This is a genomic window from Agrobacterium vitis (genome assembly GCF_013337045.2).
Lineage (GTDB): Bacteria > Pseudomonadota > Alphaproteobacteria > Rhizobiales > Rhizobiaceae > Allorhizobium > Allorhizobium vitis_B.
The window spans coordinates 35,776-55,446 of the sequence record NZ_CP118259.1 but is presented as its reverse complement, the minus strand read 5'-3'; the positions used below and the strand labels follow the sequence as shown (position 1 = coordinate 55,446).

Annotated in this window: 18 protein-coding genes and 1 tRNA gene; 5 read left to right on the top strand and 14 right to left on the bottom strand. The window is 57.3% G+C overall.

Going from position 1 to position 19,671, the window contains the following annotated elements; all coding sequences use genetic code 11:
* Positions 1–51: 51 nt before the first annotated feature.
* Genes yidC through rpmH form a run of 3 tightly spaced genes read right to left on the bottom strand, consistent with a single transcriptional unit; the run spans position 52 to position 2,467 of the window.
* Entirely contained in the window at positions 52–1,911 is a 1,860-nt protein-coding gene (gene yidC, locus G6L01_RS00265; protein ID WP_070163695.1) for a membrane protein insertase YidC, read from the bottom strand.
* Positions 1,911–2,300, bottom strand: a complete 390-nt coding sequence (gene rnpA, locus G6L01_RS00260) for a ribonuclease P protein component (RefSeq protein ID WP_070163696.1) — start codon at positions 2,298–2,300, stop codon at positions 1,911–1,913. Before rnpA ends, yidC begins: the two co-directional genes overlap by 1 nt.
* 32 nt (positions 2,301–2,332) lie before the next feature.
* Complete coding sequence (gene rpmH / locus G6L01_RS00255) at positions 2,333–2,467, bottom strand: 50S ribosomal protein L34 (protein WP_080516945.1); 135 nt, start codon at positions 2,465–2,467, stop codon at positions 2,333–2,335.
* Positions 2,468–2,906: 439 nt separating this feature from the next.
* Here rpmH and G6L01_RS00250 point away from each other — a divergent pair, with 439 nt between their 5' ends.
* The 3 genes from G6L01_RS00250 to G6L01_RS00240 all read left to right on the top strand — a co-directional run bounded on the left by G6L01_RS00250 (position 2,907) and on the right by G6L01_RS00240 (position 6,853).
* A complete protein-coding gene (locus G6L01_RS00250) occupies positions 2,907–4,379 on the top strand; it encodes an ATP-binding protein (protein ID WP_070163698.1) in 1,473 nt (490 codons plus the stop codon).
* Positions 4,380–4,536: 157 nt separating this feature from the next.
* Positions 4,537–4,613, top strand: a tRNA-Arg gene (locus G6L01_RS00245).
* Between the two features lie 371 nt (positions 4,614–4,984).
* On the top strand, positions 4,985–6,853 hold the full coding sequence (locus G6L01_RS00240; RefSeq protein WP_071207180.1) for a HAMP domain-containing methyl-accepting chemotaxis protein: 1,869 nt from the start codon (positions 4,985–4,987) through the stop codon (positions 6,851–6,853).
* Positions 6,854–7,029: 176 nt separating this feature from the next.
* On the opposite strand, the gene G6L01_RS00235 is transcribed toward G6L01_RS00240, so the two are convergent.
* From G6L01_RS00235 to G6L01_RS00225, 3 genes are all read right to left on the bottom strand, one after another.
* On the bottom strand, positions 7,030–7,833 hold the full coding sequence (locus tag G6L01_RS00235; RefSeq protein WP_070163702.1) for an EF-hand domain-containing protein: 804 nt from the start codon (positions 7,831–7,833) through the stop codon (positions 7,030–7,032).
* A gap of 246 nt (positions 7,834–8,079) precedes the next feature.
* A complete protein-coding gene (locus G6L01_RS00230; RefSeq protein ID WP_070163703.1) occupies positions 8,080–8,802 on the bottom strand; it encodes a pyrimidine 5'-nucleotidase in 723 nt (240 codons plus the stop codon).
* Between the two features lie 82 nt (positions 8,803–8,884).
* Positions 8,885–9,829, bottom strand: a complete 945-nt coding sequence (locus tag G6L01_RS00225) for a nucleoside hydrolase (protein WP_070163705.1) — start codon at positions 9,827–9,829, stop codon at positions 8,885–8,887.
* Positions 9,830–10,052: 223 nt separating this feature from the next.
* Between G6L01_RS00225 and G6L01_RS00220 the strand changes: the two genes are divergently transcribed.
* Entirely contained in the window at positions 10,053–10,481 is a 429-nt protein-coding gene (locus G6L01_RS00220) for an Hsp20 family protein (RefSeq protein WP_070163707.1), read from the top strand.
* Positions 10,482–10,624: 143 nt separating this feature from the next.
* Positions 10,625–10,882 carry a BQ00720 family protein gene (locus G6L01_RS00215; RefSeq protein ID WP_012654842.1) on the top strand — a complete coding sequence of 86 codons (258 nt, stop codon included), beginning with the start codon at positions 10,625–10,627 and terminating at the stop codon, positions 10,880–10,882.
* Positions 10,883–11,009: 127 nt separating this feature from the next.
* Here G6L01_RS00215 and trmB read toward each other — a convergent pair whose 3' ends face one another.
* The 8 genes from trmB to miaB form a co-directional block, all read right to left on the bottom strand.
* The gene (trmB, locus tag G6L01_RS00210; RefSeq protein ID WP_070163709.1) at positions 11,010–11,708 is read right to left on the bottom strand and encodes a tRNA (guanine(46)-N(7))-methyltransferase TrmB; all 699 of its coding nucleotides are present in this window, start codon (positions 11,706–11,708) and stop codon (positions 11,010–11,012) included.
* 5 nt (positions 11,709–11,713) lie between these two features.
* On the bottom strand, positions 11,714–12,952 hold the full coding sequence (gene metK / locus G6L01_RS00205) for a methionine adenosyltransferase (protein ID WP_070163711.1): 1,239 nt from the start codon (positions 12,950–12,952) through the stop codon (positions 11,714–11,716).
* A 173-nt stretch (positions 12,953–13,125) separates the two neighbouring features.
* Positions 13,126–13,548 (bottom strand): helix-turn-helix domain-containing protein, encoded by a 423-nt coding sequence (locus G6L01_RS00200; protein ID WP_070163713.1) that lies wholly within the window; start codon positions 13,546–13,548, stop codon positions 13,126–13,128.
* 146 nt (positions 13,549–13,694) lie between these two features.
* Positions 13,695–15,281: an apolipoprotein N-acyltransferase gene (gene lnt, locus G6L01_RS00195; RefSeq protein ID WP_174089168.1), complete on the bottom strand. Its 1,587-nt coding sequence runs from the start codon at positions 15,279–15,281 to the stop codon at positions 13,695–13,697.
* Positions 15,282–15,517: 236 nt separating this feature from the next.
* On the bottom strand, positions 15,518–16,555 hold the full coding sequence (locus tag G6L01_RS00190) for a hemolysin family protein (RefSeq protein ID WP_070163717.1): 1,038 nt from the start codon (positions 16,553–16,555) through the stop codon (positions 15,518–15,520).
* Positions 16,556–16,567: 12 nt separating this feature from the next.
* Positions 16,568–17,071, bottom strand: a complete 504-nt coding sequence (gene ybeY / locus G6L01_RS00185) for an rRNA maturation RNase YbeY (protein ID WP_070163719.1) — start codon at positions 17,069–17,071, stop codon at positions 16,568–16,570.
* A 36-nt stretch (positions 17,072–17,107) separates the two neighbouring features.
* Entirely contained in the window at positions 17,108–18,181 is a 1,074-nt protein-coding gene (locus G6L01_RS00180; RefSeq protein WP_070163720.1) for a PhoH family protein, read from the bottom strand.
* Between the two features lie 41 nt (positions 18,182–18,222).
* Positions 18,223–19,656 (bottom strand): tRNA (N6-isopentenyl adenosine(37)-C2)-methylthiotransferase MiaB, encoded by a 1,434-nt coding sequence (gene miaB, locus G6L01_RS00175; protein WP_070163722.1) that lies wholly within the window; start codon positions 19,654–19,656, stop codon positions 18,223–18,225.
* Between the last annotated feature and the right edge of the window lie 15 nt (positions 19,657–19,671).

The window sequence follows — 19,671 nt, the reverse complement described above, 5'->3', positions numbered from 1 at the left end:
TCAAACAAAAACCCCGGCGCGAGGCCGGGGCTTTGCTGTCATCTGGCCTGATTACTTCGTCTTAGCGGATTTTCGCTGCAAAAGCCCCTTGAGATTATCGAATAGTTCGATTTTCACCCCATGGCGCTTCATGATAATCGACTGCTGCAACACCGACAGCGTATTGTTCCAGGCCCAGTAAATCACCAGACCAGCCGGGAAAGACCCGAGCATGAAGGTGAAGACCAGCGGCATCCAGTTGAACAGCATGGCCTGGGTCGGGTCTGGCGGCGTTGGGTTCATCCGCATCTGCACGAACATGGTAATGCCCATGATGATCGGCCAGATGCCGAGATGCAGCATGGCAGGCGATTCGAACGGCAGCAGGCCGAACAGGTTGACAATGCTGGTCGGATCGGGCGCCGACAGGTCTCTGATCCAGCCGAAGAACGGCGCATGGCGCATTTCGATGGTGATATAGATTACCTTATAGAGCGAGAAGAAGACCGGGATTTGCAACAGCAGCGGCCAGCAACCGGCGACCGGATTGATCTTCTCCGTCTTGTAAAGCTCCATCATCGCCTGTTGCAGGGCCATACGGTCATCGCCGTGCTTGGCCTTCAACTCTTCCATCTTCGGCTGCATGCGCTTCATATTGGCCATGGACGCATATTGCTTGCTGGCCAGCGGGAAGAACAACAGCTTGACGGCGATCGTCGTCAGCAGGATAGCCACGCCGAAATTGCCAACCTGACGGAAGAAGAAGTCCATCAGTTTGAACATCGGCTTGGTGAGGAAATAGAACCAGCCCCAATCGATCAGAAGATCGAAACGTGGAATGTCATATTGTTGCACCGTGTCTTTGGCACCAGCAAACAGATTGGTGAACGCCTGTCCGAACCAGGACTTGTCGAGCGCATAGCCATCGACAACTGGCACTTCCTTGGCGCCAGCAAACAGCAGCGTCTTCAGTGTGGTCGATTGACCCGGTGCAATCGTCACCGGATCGTTCTTGTAATCTGCCTGAAAGCGAGCCTGGCCATCGGTAAAATGCGAGAAGCGGGAATCATAAGCCAGCGACTGCGGTGGCACGAGGGTCGCGGCCCAATATTTATCGGTAATCCCGAGCCAGCCACCGGTTGCCTTGGCATTGGTCTCGTTTTCTTTTTCGATAGCCGCATATTTTGCTTCGACCGAGGCAAACTTACCATCGCCCGAACCCATCACGCCGATAAAGCCTTCATGCAGCACATAGGTGGAGGCAACGGCGGGCTTGTTGTAGCGGGTAACACGGCCATAGGGGGCAAGGCTGATGTCAGCGCCCCCGGCATTGGCAACCGTGTCTTCGATCGTGAACATGTAATGCTTGTCGACCGAAATCTTGCGGCTGAAGGTCAGACCGGTTTCATTGGTATAGGTCAGCGTTACCGGGGTGGTTTCGGTCAGCCTCTGGCCATCCTTGACCGTCCAGACCGTCGATGGCCCTGGAACGCTGCCGGATTTTTCGCCGCCGATAAAGCCGATTTCGGCGAAATAGCCGTCCTTGGTATCGGCCGGATTGAGCAGGGTAATGATCGGGCTCGTCTTGTCGACGGTCTCGTGATAGCCCTTCAGGCGAAGATCGTCGAGCCGTGCACCCGTGAGATTGATGGAGCCGGACAGCGCTTCGGTATTGATTTCAATCCGAGCCGACTTGGCGACAGCGTCTTCGCGGCTTGTCGTGGCGCTGGCCTGGGTCTGACCCGGCAGGGCGCCATTGACGGCTGCGCCCGGCGTTGCCTGAGTGGCCGGGGTCTTCGCCTGTTGGGCCTGCTGGGCCTGTTCAGCCTGTCTTTGCGCCTCGATCCGCGGGTTCATGTAGAAGAACTGCCAGCCCAGGACGACCATCACCGACAGTGCAATCGCGATGAGATAATTGCGGTTGTTTTCCATCATACTTTCCTGGAACGGGCCGTATCTTGACGCCGAACATTGGATTTTTCTTGAATACGGCGCTGCAACACGTCCCGAAGCTCGCTAAAAGGAGCCGCCAGCACGTCGCGTCGCGCAACGATCACATAGTCATGTCCGGGCTGCATTGCAAAGCCCACGCCAGTCCGCACAGCTTCTTTTAACCGGCGTCGCATACGATTGCGCTCGACAGCATTGCCATGCTTTTTCGTGACGGTGAAACCGACGCGAGGAGGCGTATCGGGTTCGGCCCGATCCAGCACTTCTAGGAGAATGTAGCGCCCCTTGCGCTTTTCGCCGGCGCGAACAGCAAGAAACTGCGGGCGGCTTTTCAGCCGCCCGACAGTTTTGGATGTCTTAAGTGACGTCATAAGCCCGGCGCTTTCATCGGGCCAACCCGGCCTTAAGCCGAAAGACGTGCGCGGCCGCGAGCGCGACGAGCACACAGAACCTTACGGCCACCCTTGGTTGCCATGCGAGCGCGAAAGCCGTGACGACGTGCGCGAACGAGCTTGGACGGTTGATAGGTACGCTTCATTTTTTTAAATACCGCGGTGTGCGGCCCTTCTTGGGTTTGCAACGAATTGCAAGAGCGTTAGGATTAAGGCAAGCATTACGGGCCCGCAGAACGGGAAACCTATGCAAGCCGCGCGGCTTATACGGAGGATAGAGGCGAGAGTCAATCTTGCCAGGGCTTTCCCGGGTTCAGAACCCTGACAAAATCTAGCGGAAGCGGGCGTTTTTTCGCTTGTCGTCATTCAGGCTAACGACTGTCAGACCCATCATCCATCTCTCGCATAAAATGCCGGAGCGAACCTAACTACACCATGTTTGGCGCTCCGCTGAGAACCGAAATCTTTGCTGCACCGCATTTTACCGGATGCATGAGGCATGGTATGCTGTGGTCGACATGATACGGCACAGCTGGCAAACGGTACAGAAAACCAAAGTATCGCCCGGCAAAATGAGGCTAGTCGATGGGCAGGCGAAAGGCACAGGACGCAAAGCAGGCGCAGGCAGCGTCGATGCCAAGCCGGTTGCGCGGCCTGTCCGGCAAGCTGCTGGTGTTGACCGTGGTTTTCGTGCTGGCGGCGCAGGTGCTGATTTTTGCACCGTCGATTGCCACGATGCGCCTCAATTGGCTTAAAAACCATATCAACAAGGCAGCAGCCGCCGCAGTGGTGATCGATGGGCTACAGCCACCTGAACTTCCCAAGGACGTCCAGGCCGACACCCTGCTTGCCACCGGAACCAAGGCGATTGCGCTCACCAAGGATGGCACGACGCGGCTGCTGGCCATGGCGGACATGCCACAGGAAGTGGACGGTCAATATGACATTTCCGATGTGGGGACATTGATGGCCATCAAGGACGCAGTCGATACGCTGCTATTCGGCGGCAATCGGCTGATCAGCGTTTCCGGCCCAATCGGCGATACGTCGATGCGGGTGGAAGTGGTGATGTCCGATGCGCCTCTGCATCGCGGATTATTGGCCTATGCAACGCGCATTGCCGTCGTATCGTTGATCATTTCGGTGATCACCGGCCTCCTGCTGTTCGTGACGCTGAACCGGATGCTCATCAATCCGATTCGTCGGCTGAGCCGCAATATACAGGGATTTGCCAGCGACCCGGAAAATCCTGACCGGGTGATGGAAGTGATCAGCGGTCGCGACGAATTGGCCTTTGTCGCCCGCCATCTGGCCACGATGCAGGAGGATCTGCAAAAGACCTTGAGGCAACAGAAAAGCCTGGCCGATCTCGGGCTTGCCGTTTCCAAGATCAATCATGACATGCGCAATATCCTTGCTTCCGCCCAGTTGATGTCCGACCGGCTGGTGGATGTCGACGATCCGATGGTGAAGAGCTTTGCGCCCAAACTGGTCCGCACGATCGACCGGGCCGTCGGTTATACGAGTGAAGTGCTGGCCTATGGACAGGCTTCGGAAGCCGAGCCCCGCCGGCGCCGGTTTGTGCTCTCCACGCTCAGTCAGGAAGTGCAGGATATTCTCGCCCTGGACAAGGGCATCGACTTTGTCGATCAGATTGCACCAGAGATAGAAATCGACGCCGACAGCGAGCAATTGTTCCGCGTCATTCACAATCTCTGCCGCAATGCTGCCCAGGCGCTTTCATCCGCCATGACGGAAATGACCACCGCAACACCTCGCATCATGCTATCGGCCCACCGCATCGGTAGCGTCGTTGCAATCACCGTTGACGACAACGGCCCTGGCCTGCCGCGCAAGGCCCGCGAAAACCTGTTCACGCCGTTTCGCGGCTCGGCCAGATCCGGCGGCACAGGCCTCGGCCTCGCCATCGCCCGCGAAATCGTGCTGGCGCACGGCGGAACGATCGCGCTGATGGAAAAACCCTCCTCCGGCACACAGTTCCGGATCGAAATTCCAGACAGGCCGGTGGCGCTCGACACCTTCCGGCTTCGAGCATAATGAAGTCGGCTTCAAGGATCATGTCGAAAAGCCGAACCTCTTCAGACCGTTAAAGACAAACTGGAAATCAAACCGGATTTTTTTACCGATTCTGCTTGCAATCAAACACGTCTCGCTTTAGAGGATCGGCACGCCAACGGAAACGACGGCGTCAGACGCACCCGTAGCTCAGCTGGATAGAGCACCAGACTACGAATCTGGGGGTCAGGAGTTCGAATCTCTTCGGGTGCGCCATTTTCTCATTTTAAAATTATTGTTCATCTGAACGCGCATGAGTTTATTAGCTCAACATGTGCGTCTGTAGATGCTTACCGATCTGGCCCACAGGGAGCTGGATTTTTCGCTGTGCCGACTCAGTCCGGCGATGCGGCTTGAAAACCATCCCATCGCATTTTTGCTTTCAGTGACAAGATGTCTCTCGCCATAGCGCAATCATAGGGGGTAAATTTCACCCTCACATTACGTATATGACCGATACCTTCATTTTTAATTTATCAATTTGGATCAATTCTCAGGCGGCCAAATATTGGGATGCCAGCCTGGGGGGCATAGTAATGAATTTAAGGATTTCGACGCGATTAATGGTGATGGCGGGGGCGGCTCTCATGCTTGTCATCCTCCTCGGCCTGTTCAGCTACAAGCAGACGTCCGTGGTCTTTTCGGCAGCCTCCGATACACGACAGGTGTGGATGCCGCGGATGGCGAAACTGGATGGCATTCAGTTCACCATGTTGCGCTATCACACGACGACGATTCGCAAGACCATTGCCGTCGATCCATCCGAAATCAAAGGGTTGGATGACGAATTCGCGGAAATGGATGCATCCATTCCGAAATCCTATGCGGACTTCCGCGCAACCCTGCGCAACGATGCTGAGAAGAAATTGTGGGGCGATTTCGAAGCCAAATGGACCCGCTATCTGGAATTTCAAAAGAAGATCATGAGCGCTGTCGCCGCGAAGGATCAGGCCACTGCGACTGCGGCGATCGCACCGGCCCGCCAACCGCTGGTCGACAGCTTCATCGCGCTTGGCGAAATCATCAAGCTTAACGATAGTGGCGCTGCTGCCTCAAGCACAGCGGCCGAGGCAGCCTATACGCAGTCCTCTTATGTCACCATAGGCGTCATTCTGTTCGGCGTGCTGTTGATGAGCATCCTGACCGGCTGGATCATCCTGGGCGTGTCGCGCCCTGTGACCCGCATGGCAAAGGTGATGCTGCATATTGCCGATGGCAAGCTGAATGTCACCGTACCCGACGCCGACCGTAAGGACGAAATCGGAGAAATGGCTGGTGCCGTTGAAGTGATGCGGCAGTCGGCCCTGGCGAAAGTTCAGCTGGAAGCGCAGACCGAACAGAACCGGCTCAATGCGGAGCAGGAACGCAAGGATGTCCAGCGCCGCGCCGAGGAAGATGCGGAACGCCGCCTGAACGAAGCAACGGGCGCGCTGGCCGCCGGCCTGAAACGGCTAGCCTCCTGCGACCTTCTCTGCGAAATCGATCAGCAGTTTGCCGCCCAGTTCGAACCGCTTCGCCACGACTTCAATGCCTCGGTCAACCAATTGCGTTCGGCGCTCGTGGCTGTTGGTCAGGTCGGCAGGGGCGTCACCAATGGCAGTGGTGAAATCTCGCAGGCCTCCGACACTCTGGCCAAGCGCACTGAACAGCAGGCCGCCTCGCTGGAGGAAACCGCCGCCGCACTGGAGCAGATCACCTCCAACGTACAGGCAACATCCAAGAGGACTGGCGAAGCCCGCAATCTGGTGCGTAATGCCCGCCAGCATGCCGAACATTCGGCGACCGTGGTCAACAATGCCGTCGCCGCCATGGAGCGGATCGAGGATGCCTCGCGCAAGATCACCCAGATCATCAGCGTGATCGACGAGATTGCCTTCCAGACCAATCTTCTGGCCTTGAATGCAGGCGTCGAAGCCGCCCGCGCTGGCGAGGCAGGCAAGGGCTTTGCGGTCGTTGCCCAGGAGGTGCGCGAACTGGCGCAGCGGTCTGCCAATGCCGCCAAGGAAATCAAGTCGCTGATCGGCAATTCGGAAGCCGCTGTCAGTGAAGGCGTCAAGCTGGTCAACGATACCGGCGAAGGCCTGACGACCATTTCCAAGGTGGTCGAAGACATGAACCAGCATATGGACGCCATTGCGACGGCCGCCCAGGAGCAGGCCAGCGGTCTGGCGGAGGTCAATACCGCCGTCAACCACATGGATCAGGCGACCCAGCAAAATGCCGCGATGGTGGAAGAAATGAATGCCGCCGGGGCTGGTCTCAATCAGGAAAGCCGTCGCCTTTCGGATCTGCTCGCGCAATTTAGAACCGGAAACGATGTCGCCCAACCAGTGCGCTCAGTACAGGCCTCACTTGCGCCTGCTCCAAGAGCACAGCCGCCGCGCAGAGCCCAGCAGTCTGTTCCGGTAAGCCATGGCAATGCCGCCGTCAGCCGCGACAATTGGGAGGAATTCTGATTTTCGCCAGGGATGCCGGGTTCGCCTCTGCCTGATCAATAAACTCAAAAAAGCGCCGTGCGTCTCTAACGCACGGCGCTTTTCATTTAAGACCGTCTTGCACATCCGCACCTGGCTTATCGAAGCGCACGCAATGAGGGCCATGCAATCAGGCTCGGGCGATCATGGCCAGACAATCAAGGCAGGATCGATGGTCCCTTCGGGAAGTCATCGGCCGAAATGAACCCATCCTTATTGGTATCCAGACGGGTGAACAGCTTATCGAGTGCCGCATCGGCTTCGGCCTTGCTGATCTGGCCATTTTCATCGGTATCGACTTTCTCCAGCAGGCGCATCGCACCCATTGGACCACCCATTGGCCCCATCGCCATCATCGGGCGATGGCCATGCGGACCCCTGGGTCCACCCATTCGCTCGCCCTCCGGACCGCGTTCCTTCGCCCAGCGTTCAGGCCCTGGACGGTTCGGACCGCAATCGGCCATACCATCATCAGGCGGTCCCATCGCGTCGTCTTCAGCACCGGGGCCACCTGGCGGCGGCGGGGTCGCCTTATCCATGGCCTCGTCAGGCTTTGGCCCGTTGGGATCTGCTGGCGCAGCACCCTCAGGCGCCGGAGGCTTCGGCATCTCGGCACGCATGGCCTCCATGCGTGCTTCATGGAACTTGCGCAATTCACCCGGCGTCAGAACGCCGTCCTTGTCGGTATCAATGGCCGTAAACAGCTTGTCTTCAGCAGCCTTGGCCTCTTCCTTGGAAATCTTGCCGTCCTTGTTGGTGTCGAATTGCTGGAGGGCAAAGATGAACATCGCTGCCGGTCCATGCATCATCATCGGACGGGGACCGCAGGCGTCACGCATCTCTTCAGGCCGTGGTGGCGGCGGAGGCGGTGCCTTAACGTCTTTTGCAAATACGGCACCGGATGACGCGCTGACCAGCAGGGTAGCCGCCAGGGCCGCAATGGTCGTTTTCTTCGCACTCATGGAGTTTCCTTTCCTCGGTGCCACATCGTTTCAAGACCGGAAATCGGTTCTGTGATCGAACGATGCAGCCTTATAAACGTTGCAGAAGACGGTCGGCCTGAGGCAGACTTCGTTCTGCAATATCGGGAGGATAGGCACTCGCCCCTGCGGCGGCCACTTAAGGTTCTGTAATGCTGGTTACTTTTTTGTAATGTTGTAGTTAATAACTATCTAGAGCAATGGTCCGATGCTCAAGGCCTGTCTCACTCACTCTGAACCTGCCAAAAGAGAACCAAGGAAGCACGCCAGATCGTCGGTGGCGTAATCGACATGCGCATGGCCTTCGTCACTATCCATCCGCTCCCAGCTTTCCAGCACCACGGTTTCCAGATTGCGCGGCACGAGCAGCACGGTTTTCATGCCCAGCGCCTTCGGCACGACAAGATTGCGCGGCAGATCTTCGAACATCGCTGCCTGCCCGGTATCAATCTGCTTCAGCCGAGTGAATGTGTCATAGGTCTGGCTGGCCGGTTTCGGCAGATAGGCCGCAGCAACGATATCGAAAATGTCGTCGAAATGATCGAGAATGCCGAGCGCCCTCGCCGCCGCCTCGGCATGCTCCACCGTGCCATTGGTGAAAATAAACTTTCGTCCCGGCAGAGCCTTGATCGCCTCGCCCAAAGCCGTATCCGGCAACAGGGCGGAATAATCGATGGCATGGGCCTTTTCCAGGAAATCGTTCGGGTCGACGCCGTGATGGGCCATCAGGCCTGCCAACGTCGTACCATGCTCATGATAGTAGCGCTTTTGCAGGACCCGCGCTTCATCCGGCTCCATCTGCAACAGATCAGCAACATAGGTGGTCATGTTGCGATCGATCTGGGCGAACAGATTGATGTGATGCGGATAAAGCGTGTTGTCGAGGTCGAAGACCCAATCACGGATATGGGTAAAATCGGCGGGCTCTGGTGACGTTTTCGGTGTGCTCATCCCTCAGATGTGCCACAGGCCCGGCCAAAAGAAAATGGCCGGACCAAGTCACAAAGAAGGATAAGGAGAATTTGCACCAGGTTTAAAGCCGCGCCAACCGTTCCGTCAGCAAGGCAAAGAACCCATCAGCATCGACATCGCGCATTACCTTGGCATTGGGCGTGCGGCCGGTCACTCCCCACCAGTCCACCACCGTCATGCCGACCGTCAGTTCGGATGCGGTTTCGATTTCTACATTGCAATCACGCCCGGAAAACAGCTCCGGCTGGAGAAGATAGGCAATCACGCTGGGATCATGCAGCGGCCCACCATCCGAACCGTATTTCTCGATATCGAAACGCTCGAAAAACTCCAGCCAGGCAACCATGACCTCGGCCACCCGTGTACCGATGGCGCCAATGCGGGCAACCCGGGCCTTGGTGGTCAAAAGCTGGTGGGTGACGTCCAGCGGCATCATCACGATCGGGATGCCCGAATCGAACACGATCCGGGATGCCTGCGGATCGACATAGACATTGAACTCCGCCGCAGGGGTAATATTGCCGCCCTCGAAAAAGCCACCGCCCATCATCACCAGCTCGCGAATGCGCGGTGCAATATCCGGGGCCTTTTGCAGGGCCAGGGCAATATTGGTCTGCGGTCCGAGTGTGCAGAGGGTAATGGTGCCCGCTGGTTCGCGGCGAATGGTGTCGATGATAAAATCGACCGCATGCTGGTCTTGAACCGGCATGAGCGGCTCATCGACCTCGGCCCCGTCCAGCCCGGTCTTGCCATGCACATGTTCCGCCGTCACCTGAGGCCGCTCCAGAGGCTTTAACGCACCTTCATAGACCGGCAGGTCTGATCGTCCCGACAGTTCGCAGACGATGCGGGCATTGCGGCTGGTCATCAACAGGGGAACATTTCCTGCAACCACCGTCAGCCCAAGGACCTCCAACTGATCGGGACTGGCAAGCGCCAGCATGATGGCTGCGGCATCGTCCTGACCGGGATCGGTATCGATGATGATTTTTCTGGACTTTTCCATGCGGGCCTATCCTTGGATTGATGGGGTTTGATGAACGGGCAGCCGGGCTATTGTCAAGATCTATCGTGCCGATCAAATGCTTGTTTCCCGCCCTCGGGGCTCCCATATCCTAACCAAAGCGATCAGCCGGTGGAGACATCCCGACCACCGGAAACACAATCCCGCAACAACTGGCAGGCAAGGACCGACTTGTCGTCCAGCGGAGGGGCCAGACGAGGACAGAATGCGACGGACAAAATCCATCACCACACCCCTGCTGCTGGGTTTCGACATCACCGATGCCGTGTTGAGCCAGTTGGCCCGGACCAGCGACGGCTATCCGCCCTATAATATCGAGCTTGTTCGCCGCACGAGCGACCATGAAGGCGACCGGCTGCGGATTACCCTTGCCGTGGCGGGCTTTTCCGAGAGCGAGTTGGAGGTTGTAGTCGAGGGAAACCAGCTGATCATTCGAGGCTCCCAAAACGAACGACCGGATGCCGATTATTTGTTTCGCGGCATAGCAGCACGGAACTTTCAGCGCAGTTTCCTGTTAACGGACGGAATGGACGTTTCGCGCGCACGGATGCGGAACGGCCTACTGTTGGTCGAACTAATTCGTCCTGATACGCAGCAAATGGTAAGGAAAATTAATATTTCCGCCTCAGACTAGGATCATGGCGCTTTTGCACAAGTCCCTTCGACCGGATCGGTTTCAGGTACATATCCTGCAAAAGATATAGGGTGTTACAGCAGATTTCGCGCGTCCTGGTGAAGGCTGTTGTGCCGCCCCTCCCTCAATGACGGAGATCCGGAATGTTGATTAAAGAAGCCACCTCCAAGCTCTCGAAAAATGAGCTGGCACATCTTGGCTCCGGCGAAGTGGGCTATATCCGCAAGATCCGTTACGACGAAGTGTCCCGCTGCTTTCCCGATGCCCCGGAAATCGACCCGCGCACGGATCTCTGGGCGCTGTTTGCCGCCGACGGCACACCCATCCTGCTCACCGATAACCGCTCCTCCACCTTCTTCAAGGCCGCAGAAGACGAGCTAAAAACCGTCAGCCTGCACTGAGCTTTGATCGATAATGATTGACTGAAAACACCCTGCGTCAGGCATTGCGCAGGGTGTTTTGATTCGCGTTTTGGATAAAAATGAGAGCGACCTTCGGAGAGTCCTCGAACGTCTTCAAGGCCTTGTATTATGTCCTGCGGAAGGTCAGATAGGCTGAAGAGCGGCCTTCGCGGCGAGCTTTGGCCTCATAGCGCGTGCCTGGCCAACCCTCATAAGGTGTCAGCCAATCGGCGGAACTTTCGGCCAGCCAGTCGAAACCGCCATGGTTGCGGCAATGCAGCAGCGTCCAGTTCACATAGGTATCGATATCGGAGGCGAAGCAGAAATTTGCGCCTGGTTTCAGCACCCGGTGAAACCGCTCCAGGTTGACCTGCGAGACGAAACGGCGCTTCCAATGCTTGCGCTTTGGCCAGGGGTCAGCGTAGAGGAGATCGATCTGATCGAGCGATGAGGCAGGCAGCCAGTCCAGCAATTGCGTCGCGTCATCGTCATAGACCCGGATATTGGGCAGGCCCTCATCCTCGATCACGGCCAACAGCTTGGCCATGGAATTGACGAAGGGCTCGACGCCAATAAAGCCGGTCGCGGCATCGTGTCTGGCGCGGTGGGCGAGATGTTCGCCACCACCAAAGCCGATTTCCAGGCGGATGCGCTGCACCGACACAGGAAACAGTGTCGTCAAATCGCCAGGTGCTGCCGAACCCAAGTCCAACTTGCGTTCGGGCAGGAGATGGGTCATCCGCTCGACTTGCTGATCGCGAAGCGGCTTTCCCTTGCGACGACCGAAAAAGGCTTCGGTCGCCCGGCTACGGCGGTCTGTGGTCATCGTATTCAGCCCTTCAAGGCCTCCTTGAGCGGCTTGACCAGATCAAGCTTCTCCCATGCGAAGGAGCCGTCGCGGCCAGCCTTGCGGCCAAAATGGCCATAAGCGGACGTCTTGGCATAGATTGGCTTGTTCAGATCGAGATGGCGGCGAATGCCGGTCGGGGACAGATCCATCACGCTGCGGATTGCCGCCTCGATCTGATCCTCGGTGTGTTTGCCGGTGCCATGCAGATCGACATAGATCGACAAAGGTTGGGCAATGCCGATCGCATACGCGATCTGAATGGTGCAGCGGTCCGCCAAGCCGGCTGCAACCACATTCTTGGCCAGATAGCGGGCTGCATAGGCAGCGGAGCGGTCGACCTTGGTGGTATCCTTACCGGAAAATGCGCCGCCACCATGGGGGGCAGCACCACCATAGGTGTCGACGATGATCTTGCGACCTGTCAGGCCTGCATCGCCATCGGGACCGCCGATCACGAATTTGCCGGTCGGGTTGATGTACCACTTGCAGTCATCGGCAACCTTCAGGTCGCCAAACGCTTCGAGAATATAGGGTTCAACGACCGAACGGACCTTGGCCGAATCCCAGCTTTCGTCGAGATGCTGCGTGGAAAGCACGATGGAAGCGACATCCGAAGGCTTGCCGTCGACATAGCGGACAGTGACCTGGCTCTTGGCATCGGGGCCAAGCTTGCCCACGTCGCCCTCGCCCTTTTTGCGGGCTGCCGAGAGAAGCTGGAGGATCTTGTGGGAATAATAGATCGGTGCCGGCATCAAGTCCGGCGTTTCGCCGCAGGCATAGCCGAACATAATGCCCTGGTCGCCTGCGCCTTCGCCGCCTTCGTGGTCGGCAGCCTTATCAACGCCTTGGGCGATATGAGCCGACTGGGAATGCAGGAGAACGTCAATCTTGGCGGTCTTCCAATGGAAGCCGTCCTGTTCATAGCCGATGTCGCGGATTGCCTTGCGCGCCGCAGCCTTGAACTTGGCAGGGTTGATGACGTCATTACCATTCTTGTCGGTCTTCATCAGGCTCGGCGGCAGGCGAACCTCACCGGCGATGACAACCCGATTGGTGGTCGCCAGCGTCTCGCAGGCGATGCGCACCGTCCAGGGATCGACCCCGGTCCGTGCCGCTTCACGATAGACCAAATCGACGATTTCGTCTGAAATTCGGTCGCAGACCTTGTCCGGATGACCTTCCGAAACGGATTCACTCGTAAACAGATAGTTTGAGCGCATGCGGGATTCCCCTCAATGAACCAGATGTTCCTGTGATAAAGGCTCGACGCCTTAAAAACAAGGACACAACGACATAAATATATCTTTATGTCAGCAAGCCTTTCTGAGAGATGACCAAGACATAAAAAAAGCGGCTTAATCGCCGCTTTTTTTTCGAGCCCTGAGGGTCCCGGTTATTCCGTGTCTGCGTCGGCGGCAAGCGCCTTGACCAGATCGACGACTTTACGACGCACTTTCGGATCGTTGATCTTTACGAAAGCGCGGTTCAGTTGCAGGCCTTCGGAAGACGAGAGAAAGTCGACGACATAGTTGGAGCTAGCCGCCTCGGAAAAGCCATTGGCGCCTGCTACAACCTGCTCGCCCGGTGCATCCTCGAAAAAGAACGAGACGGGTACATTAAGAATGCTTGAAATATTCTGCAAGCGGCTGGCGCCGACGCGATTTGTGCCTTTTTCGTACTTCTGAATTTGTTGAAACGTAATGCCGAGGCTTTCGCCCAGCTTTTCCTGGCTCATTCCGAGCATGGTGCGGCGAAGACGAATCCGGCTACCGACATGAATGTCGATGGGGTTAGGCTTCTTTTTGTTTTCGAGCATGTGACGATCCTAAAGACAGTTGAAATTGATCTTAACCCGTAGCGCTTGCAACTTCATATAACGTTACGTTGCACACGCCAGCGCTTCAAGCGCTGGATTACAAGCACTACCAAGCTACAGCACTATGCATTTTTAGGGGTTTTTCGTCAATTCACTCTCGATATTAAACCTAAACGAGAAATTACAGCCGTAGATAATAACAAAGCAGTTACCGCCCGTAAGTTGTATTTATTATGATTTACATCGGTTTCGGGCGCAACAGATAGCGTAAAAGTTGCATTTTCCACGCCTTCAGCGTTCAATCGCAAACCCGAAAACACCCGTCCCCGTCCATCAATTAAGGCAGAAATGCCATTATTGGCGACCCGAATAATTGGCAGTCCAGTCTCGACGGCGCGTAATCTGGCCTGTTGAAAATGCTGAAATGGACCTGGCGTATCTCCAAACCAGGCATCGTTGGTGACGTTGATAATGGCATTGGCCCCGGATAATCCCTTAACCATTTCGTCAGGAAAAATGACCTCGTAACAGATCAACGGATAGAGCTTCAGTCCGCCCGGGAGGGTCATCAGGGACCGTGACGCCCCTGGAGAAAAGCCCCCCGGCAGGTCGATAATGTTGGTAATTCCGAGCTTCGAGAGGATGTCCTGCCATGGGACATATTCCCCAAATGGCACAAGATGGACCTTGTCGGCGGCGGCAATGATCTGCCCATGACTATCGATTGCATAGATCGAATTATAATAGCGCGGGGCAATGCCGGCGCCCTGATCTTCCGAGCGCACTGTGCCGGTGATCAGCACTTGGCCCTCCTGCAACGTCCCGGCAATCTGCCGCAAGGCGTCTGGATTTTCGGTGAGGATGAAGGGAATGGTGGTTTCCGGCCAGACAATCACATCCGGGCGTGGCTGATCTGGCGGTGTCGGCACCGCCGTCAGGCGAAGATGTTTCTCGAAAATGGCAACACGGTCGGTATCATCCATCTTCGCTGCCTGGTCTATATTGGGCTGAACCAGACGCACTGTCACCTTGCGCCCTTCCGGCTCCGGCAGTGACAGCCTGTAGGCGCCGTAGCCGAGATGGCCGCAGATCAATAATCCCGCCAGCCCCAGACCGAGCTTTGCCCCGTAGCGGGTTCCCAGAAGAGCGGGGGCAGCAAAGACGAAGACGGCAAGGGCCGAAACCCCGAAAAGACCCAGCACCGAAGCCGATTGCATCATCAGGGGGATGGGCATGGCGCCATAGCCGATGGCATTCCAGGGAAAGCCCGTGGCAACAAAGCTGCGCAGCCATTCGGTTATACCGAACATCGCCGCCAGCGCGGCAATCCGGCCAAGGCCTTCGGACCACAGCAGACGGGCGGCAAGGCAAGCTAGGCCATAAAACACCGCCAACACCGCCGGCAGACCAAGCACTGCCAGCGGCAGCGCCCAGGCAAATTCATCAGCCTCCACCATCAATGCATTGCCCAGCCACCAGAGCCCGGCAACAAAATAACCAAAGCCGAACAACCAGCCGATCCAGAAGGCAGACCGCAGTCCCCGCGACCAGTTCCGGTCGGGATTGCCGCTCACACCATCGAGCAGCCAGACGAGCATGGAGAAGGAGAAGAACAGAGCCGCGAAGAACCCAACCGGCGGCAATGCCAGTGCCCCGACCGCGCCTGACGCAATGGCAAGAAGGGCACGCCGCCATCCCGCCAGAAGCATGATCCTTGCCGCCAACCGTTCCATCTTCGCCCTCAAGACTTTGCTGCATAATGCAAGGCCCTACCACAGCCCTGCCTGCGTGAATCGAAAGGGCGGCAGTTCTTGTTGAAAACTACCGCCCTGCCTCAAACCATATGTGATCGGCTACTGCATAATTCCTTAAATCGGACTCGATTTAAGGAGAAAATTATGCAGCAGATATAAAGAGCTACAGCGAACCTTTGTGCGCCATATATGGCGCACGGCTCTGTAGTGGTCCGCTATTTATCCCGACCCGATCCGACTGTCTGCAAATCGACGCCTTCCTGCAAGCGCTTGGCAATGGGCGCCATGCGGGTGATGCGGACCTTCTTCACTCTTCGCGGATCGGCGTCGAGAATATGCAGCTCGAAGCCCGCCACCGCCTGCACCACCTCACCGCGCTGCGGCACCCGGCCAATCGCGGTGGAAAGCAATCCGCCCAGCGTATCGACTTCGTCGATTTCCGCACTGATATCGAAATCAGGACCGATCACCTCGGCGATTTCCTCCAGTTCGATACGGGCATCGGCCAGATAGACATCCTGTGAGACGCGAGTGACCAGGGCCTCTTCCTTGTCATGCTCGTCTTCAATGTCGCCAACCACCATTTCGACGATGTCTTCATGCGACACCAGGCCATCGGTACCGCCATATTCATCGATCACCAGCGCCATCTGGGTGCGGGCAGCCTGCATACGGGCTAGAAGGTCGGAAGCCTGCATGGACGGTGGTACAAACAGGATGGAGCGGATGATACCGGCGTCTTCCAGCGTCACCCCCAGATCGACGCAGGCGAGATCGAGGCCGTTGCCGTTCAGTGCCTTCAGGGTGATATAGGAGAGAAGATCGCGGATATGCACCATGCCGCGCGGATCGTCCAGCGTGTCGCAATAGACCGGCATGCGTGAATGGCCGGTTTGCTGGAACAGGGTCATCAATTCGCCGATGCTGGTCTCGACATCGACAGCATGGATATCGGAGCGAGGCACCATGACATCTTCGACGCGCACTTCGCGAAAGCGCAGGATATTATGCAGCATCGCCCGCTCTTCAGCGGAAAAGGCCTCTTCAGCGGCCCTGTCGGACATCAGCGCGTCGGCGATATCCTCACGCAGGCTGGCGCTGGTGGGTTTCAGTATCCGGGCGGCACGCGCCCAGAAAGATGATTGCGGCTTGTGGGCCGCGGAACTTCGCTGCGGACTAGACCCCTCTTCAGAGGAGGAGCTGTCCTGCTCCTTCGTGGCCTCACTGGCCGATCGTGTCGAAAAATCGCTCATTTTACCGTTCTATCAAACCGGGACTTGACCCGCATAAGGATCAGATAAGCCAAGACCGGCCAAAATGCGAGTCTCCAGTCCCTCCATCTCCTCCGCCTCATCCTCGGTCATGTGATCATAACCGAAAAGGTGGAGGAATCCATGGACCATCAAATGCGTCAGATGGTCCGTAAATGTTTTTTCCAGCTCCGCCGCTTCCCGCTCCACGGTCTGGCGGGCAATAACGATATCGCCCAGCATCGGTCCCGGCTTATCGCCGGGCTCTATCGGGTACGCCGGAAAGGACAGGACATTGGTCGGCTTGTCCTGCCCGCGCCATTCGCTGTTGATCGCCTGGATCTCGGTATCCCCGGTAAAGACCAGAGAAACCTCCGCTGGCATCGGTGCAAAAGGCTGGCCTTCAGCAGCGATGAAATCCGCCGCATGATCCAAAATCCGTGTGCTCAACGCCTCAAGTTCCGCCTCATCCGGCCAGCCATCGGTTTCGATAGCGATCTGAACGTCAAGTTTCTTCATCAATGACACGCACTCAACCAAGGACACAGCAACAGGTTATTCCGACTTCTCGCCTTCTTGAGGCTGCGTATAGTGAGGCTCAGGCTGCGCATATTGGGCATCATAGGCCCTGACGATCCGCCCGACAAGCGGGTGACGCACAACATCGACATCCTTGAAGCGCACGAAGGACACACCTTCCACGCCCGCCAGAATATCCAAGGCCTCGACCAGGCCGGATTTGACGCCACGCGGCAGGTCCACCTGGCTCGGGTCGCCGGTAATGATCATCCGCGAATTTTCACCCAGACGTGTCAGAAACATCTTCATCTGCATGGATGTGGTGTTCTGCGCTTCGTCAAGGATAATGGCGGCATTGGCCAGCGTGCGTCCGCGCATGAAGGCGAGCGGGGCAATTTCGATCACGCCCGCGGTAATCGCCCGCTCCACCTTGTCGCCCAGCATCATGTCATAGAGCGCGTCGTAGAGCGGCCGCAGGTAAGGATCGACCTTTTCCTTCATATCGCCGGGCAGGAAGCCCAGACGCTCGCCCGCCTCGACCGCCGGGCGCGACAGGATGATCTTGTCGACGGCGCCGCGTTCCAGCAATTGCGCGGCCTGCGCCACGGCCAGATAGGTCTTGCCTGTGCCCGCCGGGCCAGTGCCGAAGACCAGTTCGGACCGTTCCAGCGCCCGCATATAGGCATCCTGGGTGGGCGTGCGAGCAACAATGGTCTTCTTGCGGGTAGAAATCTGCGCCATGCTGAGCTTGGCCTTACGCTCCAGCGTCGGCAAGGTCAGTTGGTCGTCAGCGGCTACCGCCATGCGGATCGCGCCTTCCACGTCGGAGGCCTCTACGCTGCCGCCGCTTTGCAGCCTGGCATAGAGGAAATCTAGCGCCCGGCGCGCCTGGTTGGTGGCCATGATATCGCCGGAGATGGAGACGGAATTGCCGCGCGCGCTGGCATTGATATTCAGGCGCTGCTCCAGCAACTTCAGGTTTTGTTCGAACTGGCCGAAAAGCTCGCTGGCATGCCGGTTGTTCTCGAACGTCAAGATGAAGTGATTGGCGTCGGTCGCGGCGGTTTTGGTGTTGCGCGAGGGTGAGGTTACCACTTCTGGTGCGTTCAAGCGATCAGGCTCCCTATCGGAATTCAGTCCCTGCCCTCACTCTAACTCTCTGCCACCTCGGCAAACAAGCTGTTTGGGCCGATATCCGTGATTCGTACCTGAATAATGTCGCCTATTTGCGAAGGTTTTGCATCAACATTCACAGACTGCAACCAAGGAGACCGGCCGATAATCTGCCCCGGCATCCGGCCCGGCTTTTCCAAAAGCAGGTCCATGGTCTGGCCCACCAGCGAACGGGCAAAGTCATGCTGTTGTTTTAACAACAGTTCCTGCAACCGGGCGAGCCGTTCGGTCTTCACGTCCTCGGCCACATGGTCGGGCATGTCGGCGCCGGGCGTGCCTGGACGTGGCGAATATTTGAACGAAAAGGCCTGTGCATAGCCGATCCGCTCGACCAATTTCAGTGTGTCTTCGAAATCAGCATCCGTTTCGCCGGGGAAACCGACGATGAAATCGCCTGATATGGCGATGTCGGGACGCGCCTCGCGGATACGATCGACGAGCGCAATATAGTCGGCAGCCTTATGCCGACGGTTCATCGCTTTCAGGATTCGGTCGGAACCCGACTGTACCGGCAGATGCAGATAGGGCATCAACATCCGCAGATCGCGATGCGCCTCGATCAGCCGCTCGTCCATGTCACGCGGATGGCTGGTCGTGTAGCGCAACCGGGCAAGACCCGGAATTTCGGCAAGCTTGTAAAGAAGATCGCCAAGGCCCATCTCGCGCCCATCCGGTCCCTTGCCATGCCAGGCATTGACGTTCTGGCCAAGCAGAGTGATTTCGCGCACACCGCTTTCCACCAGCCTCTGGGCTTCACCCAGCAATTGAGCAAGCGGGCGGGAAACCTCGGACCCACGGGTATAAGGCACCACGCAGAACGTGCAGAATTTATCACAGCCTTCCTGCACGGTCAGAAACGCCGTGATCATCCGGCGCTTGCCGGCGATCTTGGTTGGATCAGGCAGGTGCTCGAACTTGTCTTCGACGGCATAGTCGGTATCGACCACCCGCTCCCCGCTTCGCGCCCGTCTTAGGGCCTGCGGCAGGCGGTGATAGGTCTGCGGACCGACAACTACATCGACGCCCGGTTCGCGGCGGACGATTTCCTCGCCCTCGGCCTGGGCGACGCAACCGGCCACGCCGATCATGAATTCCTCGCCTCTAGCGGCGCGGATCTTTTTCATTTCACGCAACCGCCCAAGCGCCGAATAAACCTTGTCGGCGGCCTTTTCGCGGATATGACAGGTATTGAGCAGCACGAGGCTGGCTTCTTCCATATCCTCGGTCGATTGATAGCCTTCAGCCACCAGCGCATCGGCCATGCGGCTGCTGTCATAGACATTCATCTGACAGCCATAGGTCTTGATGAACACCTTCTTCTGCGGCGCAGGATTTTGCTGGGCAGAGGTATGTTCAACCATGGCGGACACCGGCTCTACCGATGCTGAAAGGCTTGAAATTTCCTGGGTCATGGCGCGCTTTTATAC

Excerpts from the sequence above, each read along its gene's own strand:
- yidC (WP_070163695.1), bottom strand. The coding sequence starts at position 1,911 with ATGGAAAACAACCGCAATTATCTCATCGCGATTGCACTGTCGGTGATG.
- rnpA (WP_070163696.1), bottom strand. The coding sequence starts at position 2,300 with ATGACGTCACTTAAGACATCCAAAACTGTCGGGCGGCTGAAAAGCCGC.
- rpmH (WP_080516945.1), bottom strand. The coding sequence starts at position 2,467 with ATGAAGCGTACCTATCAACCGTCCAAGCTCGTTCGCGCACGTCGTCAC.
- G6L01_RS00250 (WP_070163698.1), top strand. The coding sequence starts at position 2,907 with ATGGGCAGGCGAAAGGCACAGGACGCAAAGCAGGCGCAGGCAGCGTCG.
- G6L01_RS00240 (WP_071207180.1), top strand. The coding sequence starts at position 4,985 with ATGCTTGTCATCCTCCTCGGCCTGTTCAGCTACAAGCAGACGTCCGTG.
- G6L01_RS00235 (WP_070163702.1), bottom strand. The coding sequence starts at position 7,833 with ATGAGTGCGAAGAAAACGACCATTGCGGCCCTGGCGGCTACCCTGCTG.
- G6L01_RS00230 (WP_070163703.1), bottom strand. The coding sequence starts at position 8,802 with ATGAGCACACCGAAAACGTCACCAGAGCCCGCCGATTTTACCCATATC.
- G6L01_RS00225 (WP_070163705.1), bottom strand. The coding sequence starts at position 9,829 with ATGGAAAAGTCCAGAAAAATCATCATCGATACCGATCCCGGTCAGGAC.
- G6L01_RS00220 (WP_070163707.1), top strand. The coding sequence starts at position 10,053 with ATGCGACGGACAAAATCCATCACCACACCCCTGCTGCTGGGTTTCGAC.
- G6L01_RS00215 (WP_012654842.1), top strand. The coding sequence starts at position 10,625 with ATGTTGATTAAAGAAGCCACCTCCAAGCTCTCGAAAAATGAGCTGGCA.
- trmB (WP_070163709.1), bottom strand. The coding sequence starts at position 11,708 with ATGACCACAGACCGCCGTAGCCGGGCGACCGAAGCCTTTTTCGGTCGT.
- metK (WP_070163711.1), bottom strand. The coding sequence starts at position 12,952 with ATGCGCTCAAACTATCTGTTTACGAGTGAATCCGTTTCGGAAGGTCAT.
- G6L01_RS00200 (WP_070163713.1), bottom strand. The coding sequence starts at position 13,548 with ATGCTCGAAAACAAAAAGAAGCCTAACCCCATCGACATTCATGTCGGT.
- lnt (WP_174089168.1), bottom strand. The coding sequence starts at position 15,281 with ATGGAACGGTTGGCGGCAAGGATCATGCTTCTGGCGGGATGGCGGCGT.
- G6L01_RS00190 (WP_070163717.1), bottom strand. The coding sequence starts at position 16,555 with ATGAGCGATTTTTCGACACGATCGGCCAGTGAGGCCACGAAGGAGCAG.
- ybeY (WP_070163719.1), bottom strand. The coding sequence starts at position 17,071 with ATGAAGAAACTTGACGTTCAGATCGCTATCGAAACCGATGGCTGGCCG.
- miaB (WP_070163722.1), bottom strand. The coding sequence starts at position 19,656 with ATGACCCAGGAAATTTCAAGCCTTTCAGCATCGGTAGAGCCGGTGTCC.